At 70.2% G+C, this 14,413-nt stretch carries 16 protein-coding genes; 5 read left to right on the top strand and 11 right to left on the bottom strand.

Features of this window, described 5'->3' with window-relative positions:
• Together sfnG and AMO33_RS21505 are read right to left on the bottom strand one after the other, a co-directional pair.
• The gene (sfnG, locus tag AMO33_RS21510) at positions 1–1,116 is read right to left on the bottom strand and encodes a dimethylsulfone monooxygenase SfnG (RefSeq protein ID WP_011211967.1); all 1,116 of its coding nucleotides are present in this window, start codon (positions 1,114–1,116) and stop codon (positions 1–3) included.
• Positions 1,117–1,242: 126 nt separating this feature from the next.
• Positions 1,243–2,634 carry a styrene monooxygenase/indole monooxygenase family protein gene (locus AMO33_RS21505; protein WP_060594037.1) on the bottom strand — a complete coding sequence of 464 codons (1,392 nt, stop codon included), beginning with the start codon at positions 2,632–2,634 and terminating at the stop codon, positions 1,243–1,245.
• A 97-nt stretch (positions 2,635–2,731) separates the two neighbouring features.
• On the opposite strand from AMO33_RS21505, the gene AMO33_RS21500 reads away from it, so the two are divergent.
• Positions 2,732–3,214, top strand: a complete 483-nt coding sequence (locus tag AMO33_RS21500) for a GAF domain-containing protein (protein ID WP_060594036.1) — start codon at positions 2,732–2,734, stop codon at positions 3,212–3,214.
• A 90-nt stretch (positions 3,215–3,304) separates the two neighbouring features.
• On the opposite strand, the gene AMO33_RS21495 is transcribed toward AMO33_RS21500, so the two are convergent.
• Positions 3,305–4,513, bottom strand: a complete 1,209-nt coding sequence (locus tag AMO33_RS21495) for an acyl-CoA dehydrogenase family protein (RefSeq protein ID WP_060594035.1) — start codon at positions 4,511–4,513, stop codon at positions 3,305–3,307.
• A gap of 149 nt (positions 4,514–4,662) precedes the next feature.
• Positions 4,663–4,803, bottom strand: coding sequence for a hypothetical protein (locus AMO33_RS30585; protein WP_220276148.1), 141 nt, complete (start codon positions 4,801–4,803; stop codon positions 4,663–4,665).
• Positions 4,804–4,982: 179 nt separating this feature from the next.
• Between AMO33_RS30585 and AMO33_RS21490 the strand changes: the two genes are divergently transcribed.
• Entirely contained in the window at positions 4,983–5,273 is a 291-nt protein-coding gene (locus tag AMO33_RS21490; RefSeq protein WP_060594034.1) for a DUF1905 domain-containing protein, read from the top strand.
• 10 nt (positions 5,274–5,283) lie between these two features.
• Here the strand turns inward: AMO33_RS21490 and AMO33_RS21485 are convergent, their stop codons facing one another.
• Complete coding sequence (locus AMO33_RS21485; RefSeq protein WP_011211974.1) at positions 5,284–5,580, bottom strand: hypothetical protein; 297 nt, start codon at positions 5,578–5,580, stop codon at positions 5,284–5,286.
• The gene (locus AMO33_RS21480) at positions 5,567–5,800 is read right to left on the bottom strand and encodes a hypothetical protein (protein ID WP_011211975.1); all 234 of its coding nucleotides are present in this window, start codon (positions 5,798–5,800) and stop codon (positions 5,567–5,569) included. Before AMO33_RS21480 ends, AMO33_RS21485 begins: the two co-directional genes overlap by 14 nt.
• Positions 5,801–5,901: 101 nt before the next feature.
• Between AMO33_RS21480 and AMO33_RS21475 the strand changes: the two genes are divergently transcribed.
• Positions 5,902–6,693, top strand: coding sequence for an alpha/beta fold hydrolase (locus tag AMO33_RS21475; RefSeq protein WP_060594033.1), 792 nt, complete (start codon positions 5,902–5,904; stop codon positions 6,691–6,693).
• Here AMO33_RS21475 and AMO33_RS21470 read toward each other — a convergent pair.
• Genes AMO33_RS21470 through AMO33_RS21460 form a run of 3 tightly spaced genes read right to left on the bottom strand, consistent with a single transcriptional unit; the run spans position 6,630 to position 9,611 of the window.
• The gene (locus tag AMO33_RS21470) at positions 6,630–7,316 is read right to left on the bottom strand and encodes a TetR/AcrR family transcriptional regulator (RefSeq protein WP_060594032.1); all 687 of its coding nucleotides are present in this window, start codon (positions 7,314–7,316) and stop codon (positions 6,630–6,632) included. The genes AMO33_RS21475 and AMO33_RS21470 overlap by 64 nt on opposite strands.
• Positions 7,317–7,320: 4 nt before the next feature.
• Positions 7,321–8,085, bottom strand: coding sequence for a crotonase/enoyl-CoA hydratase family protein (locus AMO33_RS21465; RefSeq protein WP_060594031.1), 765 nt, complete (start codon positions 8,083–8,085; stop codon positions 7,321–7,323).
• Positions 8,082–9,611, bottom strand: a complete 1,530-nt coding sequence (locus AMO33_RS21460) for an acetyl-CoA acetyltransferase (RefSeq protein WP_060594030.1) — start codon at positions 9,609–9,611, stop codon at positions 8,082–8,084. Before AMO33_RS21460 ends, AMO33_RS21465 begins: the two co-directional genes overlap by 4 nt.
• A 350-nt stretch (positions 9,612–9,961) precedes the next feature.
• Here AMO33_RS21460 and AMO33_RS21455 point away from each other — a divergent pair, with 350 nt between their 5' ends.
• A complete protein-coding gene (locus AMO33_RS21455) occupies positions 9,962–11,068 on the top strand; it encodes a DUF4185 domain-containing protein (RefSeq protein ID WP_060594029.1) in 1,107 nt (368 codons plus the stop codon).
• 88 nt (positions 11,069–11,156) lie between these two features.
• Positions 11,157–12,359 (top strand): erythromycin esterase family protein, encoded by a 1,203-nt coding sequence (locus AMO33_RS21450; protein WP_060594028.1) that lies wholly within the window; start codon positions 11,157–11,159, stop codon positions 12,357–12,359.
• Positions 12,360–12,363: 4 nt separating this feature from the next.
• Here the strand turns inward: AMO33_RS21450 and AMO33_RS21445 are convergent, their stop codons facing one another.
• Positions 12,364–12,858, bottom strand: coding sequence for a hypothetical protein (locus AMO33_RS21445; RefSeq protein WP_082668779.1), 495 nt, complete (start codon positions 12,856–12,858; stop codon positions 12,364–12,366).
• 14 nt (positions 12,859–12,872) lie between these two features.
• Positions 12,873–14,252: a helix-turn-helix domain-containing protein gene (locus AMO33_RS32660; protein WP_205317775.1), complete on the bottom strand. Its 1,380-nt coding sequence runs from the start codon at positions 14,250–14,252 to the stop codon at positions 12,873–12,875.
• Between the last annotated feature and the right edge of the window lie 161 nt (positions 14,253–14,413).

Here is a 14,413-nt window from a genome sequence, read left to right as displayed (position 1 = left end):
TCACGCGCGGGCGGCGGCGGGTTCGCGGGCGGCTTCCAGTTCGCGCACCAGCGGGAGGACCTTTTCGCCGAAGTACTCCACTTCCTCCTGGAAGTGCAGGAATCCGGCGAGGATCAGGTCGACGCCGAGGTCGCGGTAGGCGACGATGCGTTCGGCGACCTGTTCCGGGGTGCCGATGAGCTTGGTGCGGAAGCCGTCGTTGTACTGCACGAGGTCGTCGAAGGTGGAGTCGGCCCACATGCCCTTGCCGTCGCGGGTGGCGGGGCCGGCCTGCTGCACGGCGTCCCGGAAACCCTCCACGGCGGGCTTGTTCGCCTTCTCGATGATCTCGCGCAGGGTGTCGTGGGCTTCCTTCTCGGTGTCGCGGGCGATGATGAAGCCGTTGAGGCCGAATTTCACCTCGCGGTCGTGGGCACGGGCGACGGCGCGCAGGTCGTCGAGTTGTTCGGTGACGCCGTCGAAATCCTTGCCGTTGGAGAAGTACCAGTCGGCGTAGCGGCCGCCGTTGCGGCGGGCGGCGGTGGAGTTGCCGCCTTGGAACAGTTCGGGATTGGGGCGCTCGGGGGTGTTCAGCGGCTTGGGCTTGAGGGTGAAATCGCGGATGCGGTAGAAGTCGCCGCCGTAGTTCACGTTGTCCTCGGTCCAGATCTTGCGGATCACCTCGAGGAATTCGGCGCTGCGCCGGTACCGTTCGTCGTGTTCGAGCCACGGCTCGCCGAGTGCGGTGAATTCGCCCGCGAACCAGCCGGAAACGACGTTGATGGCGAAGCGGCCGTTGGACAGATGGTCGGCGGTCGCCCCGAACTTCGCCAGCACCGCCGGATGCCACAGCCCGGGATGCACGGCCGCGATGACCTTCAACCGCTCGGTGGCCCCCAGCAGGGCGAGGCTGAACGAGGTCGACTCGTGCTGGTATTCCGCGCCGTAGGAGGCGGTGTAGCGGACCTGGGAGAGCGCGTAGTCGAATCCGTTGTTCTCGGCGGTGCGGGCCAGCTTCTTGTTGTATTCGAAATCCCAGCTGGTGCGCTGCTCGATATCGCTGGTCACCAGGCCGCCGCTGACATTGGGCACCCAGTAGGCGAATTTCAGCTGATCGGCGATCCGCTCGGTGGTCATGGTCGCTCCGTTGGTTCGGGTGACAACTCGTCGTCGGTCATGCAACACGCGACGGCGAGGAGAAGGGAGGGTTTGAATCGGTGCGATCCGATCGGGCGCCCGCCGCGCGGCGGGCGCCCGTCGGGCTCAGCTCGTGGCGAGCGCGTCCGCGAAGGCCGACCGGGTGAACCGGCCCGCGGGAGCGAATCGGGCCAGCAGTTCGCCGGCGTCGACGCCGGTCACCTGGGTGATGTAGGCGTCGGCGGCCTCGGCGGAATCGATCCCGAGGAACGGTTGCGGACGGTGCAGCAGACCCACCAGCGCCGAGGCGAAGCGCGGCTCGACGGCCGCGGCGGCGAAGAACTTGTTGCCGATCTCGCCGAACTCGGGGTCGCTGAGGAACAGCCTGGTCACCTTGCTCGCGGCGTCGCTGCGAGCGGCCAGGAACTCGGTGTAGCGGTCACGCAGCCACTGCTCGTCGAACGGGCCGTCGTGCACGGCCGCCGCCGCGACCAGCCGCTGCGCCTGGATGAGCCCGCTCTGCGCGCCCTGCCCGGCGATCGGGTCGTAGGCCACCGCGGTGTCGCCAAGGGCGGCGACCGCGTGCCCCTGCGCGGTGCGACCAACACCGACCCGCACCACCGGGCGGACCGCGCCCTTCAACCACGAATGCGGGTCCTCCGCGATGGTGCGGGCGGCCAGCACCTCGGGCAGATCCCAGTCGATGTAGTCGCGGTAGAGCTCGCGCACCACCCCGAGGGCCGACTCCGCCGAATCGGCCGTCGCGAACCGCTGCTCCCACTCGCTACCCGGCCGCGCCCAGCCCAGGAACGCCCAGCTCGGGCCCGCGTCCTTGTGCAGGTAGGGGCCCCACCAGCCCTCGCCCTGGTCGGCCAGGATCGAGAAGCCGCTGTGCGCGCCACCCGCCTTGCTGCGGTGGGCGAAGACGTGCTCGTCGTGGCCGAGACCGGTCACGGTGACCGTGAGCAGTGAGCGCTGCGGTGCGTCGTAGACGGTGCGGGACTCGTCGATCGGGAACAGTTCCGACAGCCCGCCGCGGCCGGTGGCCACCAGGGTGAGATCGGCGTCGGCCGCGATCTTGTCGATGGTCTCGAGCGTCACCTGTTCGACGACGAAGCGGCCGCCGCGCTCCTGGAAGGCCGTCAGCCGCTCGTCGGCCTTGAGCCGGGTGTCCACCGCGACGCCGACGTAACCGTCGAAATGCCCGTCGAACTGGATGAGTTCGGGCCGCTCGGGCCCAGGCCCGGCGATGCGGACGCTCAATCCGGTGTGCCGGGGCGCGCGGGCGGTGTAGGTGTCGAGGCCGAGCGCGGCCTCGGCCTGCTGGGTCTCACCGAATTCGAGCGCCGTGCCGGTGGCGGGCACGTCGTCGCGCAGCGCGCGCTGATCGCGCTCACTGTAGAGGGTCACCTCGAATCCTGCGTCGAGGAGGCCCAGCGCCGCGGTGACGCCGGTCTGGCCGGCACCGATCACCGCCGCCTTACGGGTGGAACGGGAAACGGGATTCGTGGATGTCATGCAGGGATGGTGCGATGCGCGCCGCCGCGATCGGAGTATTGCGATCAACGAGAACCTATGGTCGCGGGACACGGCGCCGGGCCCCTACCATCCGGGCATGTCGTTCACCGTGGCGGAACCGACCGGAGACCGGGTCGAGGATTATCGCAGGCTCGTCGCGCAGGCAGCGGCCCTGATCGAGGGGGAACCCGACCGGGTAGCGAATGCCGCGAACCTGTCGGCGCTGATCTATCACAGTCTGCCCGAAGTGAATTGGGCTGGTTTCTATTTCGCCGCGGGTGACGAGCTGGTGGTGGGGCCGTTCCAGGGCAAGCCCGCGTGTGTGCGGATCGCGTTCGGCAAGGGCGTGTGCGGTACGGCGGCGGCGACGCGCACCACCCAGCTCGTGTCGGATGTGCACGCCTTTCCCGGCCACATCGCCTGCGATGCGGACTCGCGCTCGGAGATTGTCGTGCCGCTGGTGCGCGACGACACCGTCATCGGCGTGCTCGACCTGGACAGCCCCCGGCCCGGCCGGTTCGACACCGTCGACCGGGACGGGCTGGAGGCTGTCGCAGGGGTGTTCCTCGACGCTCTCTGACCAGGCAACGCTCGCTGATCAGACGGCGCTCGCTGACCAGGAGGCGCTCGCTGACCAGGCGCCGCTCGCTGACCAGGCGGCGCCCTCCGATCAGGCGGGCTTGCGTTCGCCCGCGCTCCACGCGAAGGGCAGGTCGGCGCCGTTGAGCAGGTGGTCGCCGATGGCACGCGCCTTCTGGATCGCCGGGTTGTGCACGGAGATGGTGCGCGCGTTGCGCCAGTGCCGGTCCAGCCGCAGTTCCTCGGCGACGATGGAGGCGCCGCCGACCTCGAACAGCAGGCCGGTGGCGGGCAGCACCACGTCGATCACCCCCAATTGTGCTTGTGCCGCGGCTAATTCGACCGACACCAGGTCGTCCTCGTCGCGCGCGCCCGCGGCCAGCACCGTGTCGAGGCGGTCCGCGACGGCCAGCACCGTGGCGCGGGCGGTGAACGCGGCGGCGGACAGTCTGCCGATCACCTGCTGCACGAGCGGGTCGTGGCGGGGCAGGTCGGCGGCGGAGTGGGTGTAGCCGCGGGTGCGGCGGGCGACCCAGTCCCGGGCGTCGGCCTCGGCCCTGATGGCGATGCCCGCCAGCACGGCCAGCTGCACGAGCTGCAGGTAGCCGGTGGCGTAGGTGGGTCCGGGAGCGCCGTAGCCGGGGCCGAGCACGCGATCCTCCGGCACCACGACGTCGGTGAACTCGGTGGTGCCGCTCGCGGTGAGGCGCTGGCCGAAACCGTCCCAGTCGTCGTGCTGGCGTACCCCGTCGGCGTCGGCGTCCACCAGCACGCTCACCCGTTCGCCGTCACGGTCGGCGGCGACCAGGATGTGGTCGGCGTAGAGCGAGCCGGTGCTGTAGTACTTGGTGCCGTTGAGCAGCCAGCGGTCGCCGGCGCGGGTCAGCGTCGTGCGGTAGCGGTCCACCGCGCCCACGCCCGGCTCGGTGATGGCGTTGCCGACCAGCGTGCCGTCGGCGACCGCGCGCAACCAACGCTCGCGCTGCGGGCCCGGCTCGGCCAGCAGTTGGTCCTCCACGAAGGAGAAGTGCACCCGCAGCGCCTGCGGCAGATTCGATTCCGCCGCCGCGAGGTCGATCAGCAGCCGGAACAGCTGCCGCACGCTCGCGCCGTAGCCGCCGGACTCGACCGGCACCCGCAGCGCCCCGAACCGGGCCTGCCGGAGCAGGTCGACCTCCTCGTACGCCAGCCGCCGATCGACCTCGCGCGCCACCGCCCCCTCGGCGATGCGCCGGAAGATCGGCTGGAAGATCTCGTCCAACTCGGCATCGGACGTGGTAGTCGCTTCGATGGATGTCATCCGCCAACGATGACCGGCAACGGCGGCGGGTTCACCGGTTCCGCGCACCGCGATCCGAATACGGGCGGTGTCGTACGGGCGAGGGCATACCGGCCGGGTGACACGGGCGAAGCGGCACGGGCCAGGTCGTACGGGGGACGAGATACCTGCTACGTCGGCGTCCCGTTCCCCGCGGCGCCGGTGCGGTTCCCGACGATGTCGTCGTGGTGGGCGGCGGCCCGCAGGTCGCTGTAGCGCAACGGGCCGTCCACGAGTCCGGCGAGCTCCAGCAGGCTCCATGTGTCCCCCACCCGGTCGAGCACCTGGCGGACGGCATCCAGGCGGTCGGCGGCGATACCCGCACACGAGTGGGCAGGGAAAGTCGAAAGTGATTGCCGAAGCGGCCCGTGCGTCGACGGGCGCCGAACTGCCGGTGGCGGCATCCCCTGGCCCGCTGACTCCTGTCGGTGGGAGCGGTTACCGTCGCGGGGTGTATTCGTTCACGGCGCGGGTGTGGGAGCACGAGGGGGCGGGGGCGTGGCATTTCCTGAGCGTGCCGGAGGAGGTGGCCGATGAGATCGAGGAGAAGTACGGCCATCGGACCACCGGGTTCGGCGCGGTGAAGGTGCGCGTGCGCATCGGGGGCAGCCGGTGGTCCACCTCGCTGTTCCCGGACAAGGGCCGGGGAACCTATGTGCTGCCGGTGAAGAAGGCGGTGCGGACCGCCGAAGGGCTCGCCGACGGGTCGACGGCGGCGGTGGAGCTCGAGGTGGCGATGTGACCGCCGGTGGTCAGAGGTCCATCGCCGCGCGGAGGGCGGTGTCGAGGCGTTCCAGCACCTCGGCGTCCATGTCGTCGATGCGCTCGGCCAGCCAGCCCCGATAGATCCGGCCGATGTTGCCCGCGTGCACCCAGCCACGATCGGGTACCGCGACGGCGAGGATGTCCTGCGGGTCGTCGTCGAGGACCTCGGCCGCGATCAACCATTGCCGGGCGGATTCGTTGATGCCGTCGCTGCTGATGAGCACGACGGTGCGCTGCCGTGTGGACCCGTGCGGGTGATAGCTCCAGAGCTCACCCCTGCGCACGCATCGCCTCCTCGGCGGCGGCCAGTTCCGCTTCGTCGGCCGCGGCCGCCGCGGCGATGGTGGCGGGCTCGGGCAGCGGGCCGACGCCGGTGCGCACGGCCTCCCGCCTGGCGGCCTTGGAGATCCACGCCGAGGGGGACATGCCCGCCCGTGCCGCCGCCTGTTCGGCGAACGACCAGGCGGCCTCGTCCAACGAGAGGGTGACCTTACGCGTTGCCATACCTTTTATCGTACTCGTGATCGGCCCACCGAGACGAGCCCTCCGCCGAGCACCCGGCTGCTAGCGTTGGCACAGCGCCAACAACGAGTCTGGGGACGGATATGACGAGCGTGAACCACTTTTGGACGGGCAGCGGCGAACCACTGGTGCTGGTGCACGGGATCGGCAGCCGGTGGCAGGTCTGGGAGCCGATCATCCCGCTGCTGGCCGAGCGGTTCGAGGTGATCGCGGTGGATCTGCCCGGCTTCGGCGCCTCCGCGCCCCTGCCGCGTACCACCGTGGACACCCTCACCGACGCGCTCGCCGAGTTCCTGGCGGCCGAGGGCATCGAGCGACCGCACCTGGCCGGCAATTCGATGGGCGGGTACATCACGCTACGGCTCGGCGCGCGCGGGCTGGCCCGATCGGTCACCGCCTACTCCCCCATCGGGTTCTGGGACACCCCCGGCCGCATCTGGTGCCAGCAGACGCTCGGGAACTCGGTGGTCCTCGCGCGCGTGCTGAAACCGGTGATGCCGCGACTGCTCGGCACCGCCGCCGGACGCACCGCCTTCCTGTACCTGGTCTTCGGCCGACCGTGGGCGCTGGATCGGCAGACCGCGATGGACACCGCGCAGGGCGCGGCCGACGCCCCCGGCTTCCGCGAGGCACTTGCCTCGTTCACCGACGTGGCATTCGGCGAGATCGGCGCCCTGGCAGACATTCCCGTCACCATCGCCTGGGGCAACCGCGACGTGTTGCTCACCTACGCCACCCAGAGCCGCCGCGCCCGCCTCGCGCTGCCCACCGCCCGCCATCGGACCCTCTTCGGCAGCGGCCACACCCCGTTCTACGACGACCCGGACGCCTGCGCCCGAGTCCTGCTCGAACAGTTCGACCCCAGCCCGAGCTGACCGCCCGCATCCAGCAGCGTGTCGGCGGGTGCTCCGCCGAGCAGGATGCGCACGGCGTTCACCCAGCGGTCGCGCAGCAGGCGGTTCTGCTCGACGTGACCGGTGAGCAGGGCGCGCATCGTCAGGCCGGTCATGATCTCGATGGTGAACTCGGTGATCGTGGGGACGCGGGGATCGTCGGGGAATTCGGCGCGGAACAGGTCGCGCACGCGGATGTGCATCTGCTCGAGCAGGCGCTGTTCCAGGGGCAGGAACGCGGCACGCAGGTCCGGGTCGGTGCGCGCGCCGACCCAGCATTCCAGGGTGGCGAGGAACGACGGCCCCGAGAGCATGCCCATGGTCAGTTCCACCGCCGCCGCGAGACGGTCGCAGCCGGGCGGTATCTGCGCGAATTCGGTACTCAGCTGCTCGAATCGGCGTTCGGCCAGATGCTCCACCACGCCCGCGAGCAGGGCGGGCTTGGTCGGGAAGTGGTGTTGCAGGGTGCCGCGCGGCACGCCGGCGCGGTTCTGCACCTCGAGGGTGGTGGTGCCCGCGTAGCCGACCTCGACCAGGCTCGCCACGGCCGCGTCCAGCAGCCGCGCGCGGGTGCGCGCCCGGCGCCGCGCCTGCGTCTCGGGCACCGGATCAGCGTCCCTGCCAGCGGGGTTCGCGCTTCTCGGCGAACGCGAGCGCGCCCTCGGCGGCGTCCTTCGACACCAGCGCGGGCAACGCCACCTCGCCCTGCTTGGCGAACGCCTCGCCCGACGACCAGTCCGGCGATTCGTCGATGATCCGCTTGCTCGCCGCCACCGCCAGTGGTGCGGCGGAAGCGATCTCGGCGGCCAGCCCGAGCGCCGCCGCCAACGCTTCACCGGGTTCGGTGATCCGGTTGACCATCCCGAGCTGATACAGCCGCTCGGCACCGATCCGCCCGCCGGTGAGCGCCAGTTCGGCCGCGATCGGCCGGGGCAGCCGCTGGGTCAACCGCAGCACGCCACCGGCGGCGGCGACCAGGCCGCGCCGGACCTCGGGCAGCCCGAACTGGGCGTCGCGAGCGGCGACGATGAGATCCCCGGCCAGCGCGAGTTCGAAACCGCCCGCCAGCGCATACCCTTCGACGGCCGAGATCATCGGTTTGGACGGCGGCGCGGCGGTGATGCCGAGTGGGCCGCGCCGTTGCGTGATCGGCATCTCACCCTTGCTCGCGGCGATGAGATCCATTCCAGCACTGAATGTTCCGCCCGAACCGGTGAGCACGAGAACACGCGCGTCGGCGTCAGCTTCGAAGGCGTCGACGGCCGCCTCGATGGCCTGCGCGGTCGCCAGGTCGATGGCGTTGCGCGCCCGTGGACGGTCGACGGTGAGCACGGTGACCGCCTCGCGGCGCTCGACCCGCAGGGTGTCGCTCATCGGGCAGTCCTTTCCGACAGGGTGATCCGGTCCGCGGCGACGATATCGATCTTCGCGCCGAGCGGGTCGGTTTCGGTGAACGCGGCGATGATTCCGGGGTCGCTCACCCGCACCAGGGTGCGAGCCCCGGCCGGGTTCAGCGCGCTGACCACCACGGCCTCGGGCTCGTCGGCGCGTTCGGGGGCCGGACCCTTGCGGTAGGGGACGGTGTAGGACTCGACGGTGGCGGGGCCGGTGTAGCCGGGCGCGGTCGCGCGGTGGGCGTCGGGGGTGGGCACCTCGACGGCGCGGAACAGCCGCGCGGGCGGGCGGGTGGAATACACGCCGACGCCGTGTTTGGTGGCGTACCAGCCGAGCGCGGTCGCGAGCCCGAACGAATCCGGTTCGGCGCGAAGGCGTTCGGCGAGGGCGGCGATGGCGTGGGTGGTGTAGTTGTTGCCCGGGCCGCCCCCGAAGGTGAGCCCGCCGGTGAGCGAGAGCGGGCGGCTCGGGTCGTCGAGCGGCAGGCCGAGGGCTTCGGCGCCCACCTGCACGGCGATCGGGAAGCAGGAGTACAGGTCGATGTGGGCAATGTCGTCGATGCCGACGCCCGCGTCGGACAACGCCTGCGCGCCGACCGCGGCGATGGCGGGCGAGGCGGCCATGTCCGCGCGCTCGCTGACGAACCACACCTCGTTGCCGGTCGCGCCACCGTGCGGGAAGACCCAGCGCTCACGCGGCACGCCCGCGGCATCGGCGGCCGCCGCACTGCACAGGATCAGCCCGGCGCCCTGGTCGACGGACAGATTGGCGACCAACAGCTTTCGATAGGGGCTGGTCACCATGCGGTTGTCCGGGGTGGCCGTGATCAGGCCGCGCACGCTGTGCCGTTCGGGCAGCCAGGCGTAGGGGTTGGTGGCGGCGATCTCGGAGAATCGTGACCACAGCCCGCCGATGCGCTCGAGGTAGGCGGGCTCGCTCAGGCCGAGGCGTCCACGCAGGGCGTTCTCCATCAGGGCGTAAAAGTAGATCGGCCCCCACAGTCCCGCCCCGGTTTCCATCTCGGAGTTCGGGCCCTTGTCCGAGCCGAGCACGTCGTCCGGCGCGGCGTCGGCGGGCTGGTCCGGCCAGTCCGGCACGGTCCCGGCGCGTTTCGCGGCGTTCGCGGCGGCTACCGATTCCGCGCCCGCGATCAGCACGACCTCGGCGCGGCCGTCGGCGATCGCCTGCGCGGCCCAGTTGACCAGCCGCTGTGGGCCGTCGCCGCCGAAACGCGCGGTCTGCGCCGTGCGTTTCGGCGTCGCGCCGAGTTCGCCGGCGACCATCGCCGCCAGGTCCGGGTAGGGCTTGCTCACCGACGCGACGGCGGCGACCACGTCGGCCGCGCGCACCAGCCGATCGCCCGCGCCGCTGTCGGCGCCCGCGCGGCGCAGCGCTTCGGCGGCCAGTTCCACCGGGCCGGGCAGGCCCGGTTCACCGCTTCGGTGCACGACCTGACCGACGCCGACGAGCACCGGCGTCCGCGGGTCCATTCCGGCTGGCAGCATTGTTCCTCCGCTCGCGAAATACCGTCATCTTTGACGGTTACTTCGATTCCGATTACAGCAGAGGCCATCCCGTAGCACAATCGCAGGGCACGACCGGCCTTAGCCGAGCGGATGCTGAGATATCCAGCGGTAGTCAGAGGCATCGCGAGCGGCGCGGGCTTGTGCGGTTTCATCAGCGCATGCCCTGCATAGGGACCCTTTTCCCAGAAGAACAGCGCAAGACCCCAATTTCGCGGGATTCACTGCTAGCATTTCCGACGATTTGCCAGCCAGTCGGATTGTGGTTCGGGACACATGAGGGGGCTGTGTGTCGCGTGCCCATTCGGCGAGAACCGGAGGGCCCACTGACCTTGAAGAAGACCGCCTCGATCCTGCTGTCGTCACTGGCGGGTGCCACGGCCTTGCTTCTCACGGCGACTACCCCCGCCGCGGCAAACCCAAACGCGATCAACCCGATCCCGGTGCTCAACGGCACCAACGGCCTACCGAACCTACTCGGCCGCACCAAGGCGGTGTTCCAGGTGACCGGCATGGCCAGCCCCAACAACACCCACGCCTACAACGTGCTCGGCACCGATCTGGGCATCATGTGGGACAACGGGCACGGTGAGATGCTGACGGCCTTCGGCGACACGGCGGGCGTCGGCTTCCCGAATCTGCTGGCGGGCAGCACCTGGGCGTGGCGCAGCAACATCCTGGTGCGCAGCCACACCAAGAACCCCGCCAACGGCATCTATTTCGACAGCGTGGTGCGCGACGTGTTCGGGCAGGCGCGGGATCTCATTCCGAGCCCGAAGATCCCGTTCGTGGAGATCAGCCGCATTCCCACCGCGGGCATCTCGGTCAACGGCGTGCAGTACATGAGCCTGATGTCGGTGAAGAGCTGGGACACCGTCGGCCAGTGGACCACCAACTTCTCCGGCCTGGCCGCCTCCGCCGACAACGGCGAGACCTGGGCCGATCTCGGGCACACCCGCAGGCCGAACGAGGGCGGCAACGCCAATTTCCAGATGAACGCCTTCCTGAAGAGCGGCGGCTACATCTACGAATACGGCACCCGTTCCGGCCGCAACAACGCCGCGTTCGTGGCGCGCGTGCGCGAGGAGCACATCGAGAATCTCGGCGAGTACGAGTACTGGGACGGCAACGGCTGGCGCAAGAACGACGTCAACGCCGCCGCACCGATCATGCACGGCGTCGGCGAACTCTCGGTGATGTACAACGACTATCTGGGCCAGTACATCTCGCTCACCACCGACCCGTTCAATTCGGTGGTCATGCGCCGTGCGTCGTCACCGGAGGGGCCGTGGAGCGCGCCGGAGGTGCTCATCGACACCCGCGAGCTGCCGACCGCCTACGCGCCGTCGATCTTCCCGTACCAGACCGGCCGTGACCTGTACTTCCTCACCACCGTGCACAGCCAGTACAACGTCGTGCTGATGCGCACCACGCTGTGATCGCCGTCCTCCCGGCGACGAGGTCTTGACCTCAACAAAAGTTGATGTTCGAGGCTGGGCGCGAACCGTTCGATCGCTGGGAGGAACCATGAACACCGTTGTCGCCGAGCCCGCAGTCCGCGAGTGGCTGCGGGCCACCGCCGTACCGGTCACGGAATCCGACGCCGGCCTGTCCGCGCTGGTCGAGCGACTCGGGCGGGCGCGCATCGTGGGGCTGGGCGAATCCACCCGATTCTCGCGCGAGACATTCGGCATCAGGGACCGCATCTTCCGGGCCCTGGTCACCGAGCACCGATTCCGGGCGCTGGCCGTGCAGGACGGCGCGCGGTCCGGCGAACGCCTGGACCGGTACGTGCGCACCGGTGCGGGCGATCCGCGCGGCGTGCTCGCCGGGGCGTGGCGGCCGTGGCGGACCGCCCAGATGGCGGCGACGTTGGCGTGGATCCGCGCGTTCAACCAGCGGCATCCCGACGACCAGGTCGCGGTCTTCGGCGTCGAGCCGCCCGCCGCCGAACCCGCCGACTACGACGTCGTCCTCGACCACGTGCGCCGCGTGGCGCCCGATCGGGCACCGCAGGTCGAAGCCCATCTCGCCCCGATCCGCACCGCCCACCGGATCGACGAGCACGTCCAACGACACCAGGGCATCCACCCGGGCCGCCCGTTCGCCGAGCACGCCGCCGACGCGCTGGCCATCGTCGAAAGCCTGCCCACCGCGCCCGGCACCGACACCGCCCGTGCCGCGATGCGCCTCATCCTGCGGTTCCACCGCACCAGCGTCGCGGCGACCGGATTCGCCGCCGACGAGCGGGACGCCGCCGACCGCATCGACGACTGGCAGCAGCGCACCGGCGCGAAGATCGCCTACTGGGACGGCATCGCCCACACCAGCGGCGTCGCCCTCGGCGTCGGCGCGTCCGCCTTCGCGGGCGCGGGCAGCCACCTGCGGGCCCGGCACGGCGCGGAGTACGCGTCCGTGGCGATCGGGTTCCACCACGGCGACCTCGGCGTCGCGCACGTGCCTGCCCCGCGCCCCGACCTGATGGACGCCGTTCTGGGGACGGTCGACCTGCCCGCGTTCGCTCTCGACCTGAGTGCTTCGGCGCCCGAGCCGGTGCGGGCCTGGTTGCGGAGTCCGGCGAAACTGCGGGTGATCAGCGGCGTCTACGACCCGGCCGAGGACGAGAAGGCACACATCGCGGTCCCGTCGCCGGCCGAGGCGTTCGACGCGCTGGTGTTCGTCCGGGAGACGACGCCGGTGGAGTGGTTCCCGGAGTTCGACGGGCGGTAAGGGGCTATTGCTTCTTGCCTGCGGCGCGAGCGGCGCCCGCCGGCCAGATCACATCCACCGGCAGGCCGCGCGCCCGCGCCGACTCGACCACCGAGGCGGTGCCACCGGACTGCCCGGCGGCACCGTCCCACACGGCCACCAGACGGTCCACACTCCCCAGCACCGCCTCGTTCGCGGCTTCGTAGGCGTCGCGCCCGGCGTCGTCGAAATCCATCACCCGCACCCGCGCGGCCCGCTCCACCAACGCGTCGAACTCCGCCGCGTGATCCGGCTTCACCTTGACTGCCCGGTAGTTGCGCGAGGGCAACACCACCTCGAGTCGCCCGCCCACGTCGAGCACCGCCCGCGCGAACACACTGTCGGCACCGCGAGCCAGGCACGACACCCCGACCACCTCGTTCGGATCGTGCTGGGCGAGCAACGCCCGCACCGCGTCGTAGACCTTCACCGCAGTGGGCTCGGTGATGTTCAAGTGCCCGCTGACGCCGATCCGCACCATGCCCGACCCCCTCCTCACACCGTCGCCACCAGAGGCCGCATCCGCTCCCGCAGGTCAGCCACCACGCGCACATTCGCGAAACGCCCCGTCCGGTTGTACACCCTGGCAAGCTTCTTCGCGACCCGATCAGATGCAGTGTGCTCGGCGACTGCGATTGCGGCTTGGCCGACGCGGCACGCCTCCTCGAGCTCACCCTCGATCAGCCTCGCCTCGACCATGTTCAGCTGATCCAGTGCGGCAGCGCGCCGACGGTCTGGACGGCGCAGGTCGATTGCCCGGCTGATCTCGTCGGCAGCCTCCCCGGCAAGACCGGGATCGCGGCGAGCCATCTGCAGCAGGCGCCCACCGACCGTTCCGGATAGTTCCGCGTCATCGAAGTACTCGATCCAGTACGGGTCCGCGGCACGGTCCGCGTCTGCCAACACCGACTTCGCTTTGTCGCAAGTCCGGCGGAACGCGGTCGGGCGCTCGAGCATCGCGTACGCCCACGCTTCCCGCGTGTACAGCATGGCTTGCGTCGCTGCAGTCACGCGACCGTCACTGTGGTCCTGTGCGATCCGAATCAACTCGAGTGCGTCTCCGGCTCGGTGCAGCGAGAGCAGTTGCCGAGCCATTCCGGCCAGCACCACCGCGCAAAACGCCGGATCGTCGGCCTCCCGTGCTGCGCGCGCCGCGAGGGCGTAGTAGCGCTGCGCCAGGTTCTGATCTCCGGAGTCCCAGGACATCATCGCCGCGGTCTCCGCGAGCTGCGCCATCGTCCCCGCGAGCCGAAGTCGAATCGCGGGCGGGTGCGACTCGCCGAGCAATTCCTTCACCTCGACCAATTGCCCGACGACAGCCTTGCGTCGCAGTCCCCCGCCGTGGCGGTCGTCCCACGCGCGAAACACGCGTGCCGCGTTCTCGAGTTCCTCGATCTCCTTCAGTCCGACACTGGGCCGTGCTCGGCTCGACACCAGCGGCGAGTTCGGCTGTGCGAGCCACCGCTCGAGCGGCTCCAGCAGCGGTGATCCCACCACGACACCGAGCAACGCTCGGCTGAGCTGGCGGCGATCGAGCATCAGGTCCTCCCGAGTCAGGTCGTCGGCGACCGTCGTGGCCTCGGCCGTCCACATGTCCGGAGACCACTGGGTTCCCACGGTATCCGCCCCGCCCACCGGCGGCAGAACAACGGCCATCGACTGGGCGAACCGCGCCCGCTGCTGAGGCGTGGCTCGTTCCAGCATCGTGGCGACGGTCTCGGCACACTTCTCGCTGAGAATGATCCGCTCACGGAGCGCTGCCCACTTCTTGACCGTGGACAGTGCGATGCCGGACTTCTCCGAGAAGCGTTGCTGTGTCATCCCGAGCGCCAACCGCAGCTCGGTCGCCTCCGCACCGGTCCATCTGACCTGCATACCCAAACTCTTGCCCCCTGTCGCCGCATCTGGATACCGGGAATGGACCGGAATGGACCGCGAACGGGACCACGGTAGTCCGCACATCCCTTCCTGCGCCGGTCTTTTCGGGATTTCCTGATGACGGGCCCTGCGGTCGGCGTGGACTTCGTTCCGCTGGA

This window comes from Nocardia farcinica, from assembly GCF_001182745.1.
In the GTDB taxonomy this organism is placed as follows: Bacteria; Actinomycetota; Actinomycetes; order Mycobacteriales; family Mycobacteriaceae; genus Nocardia; species Nocardia farcinica.
Note: the sequence above shows the minus strand (reverse complement) of the source record. Positions and strands in the feature narration are given on the sequence as shown.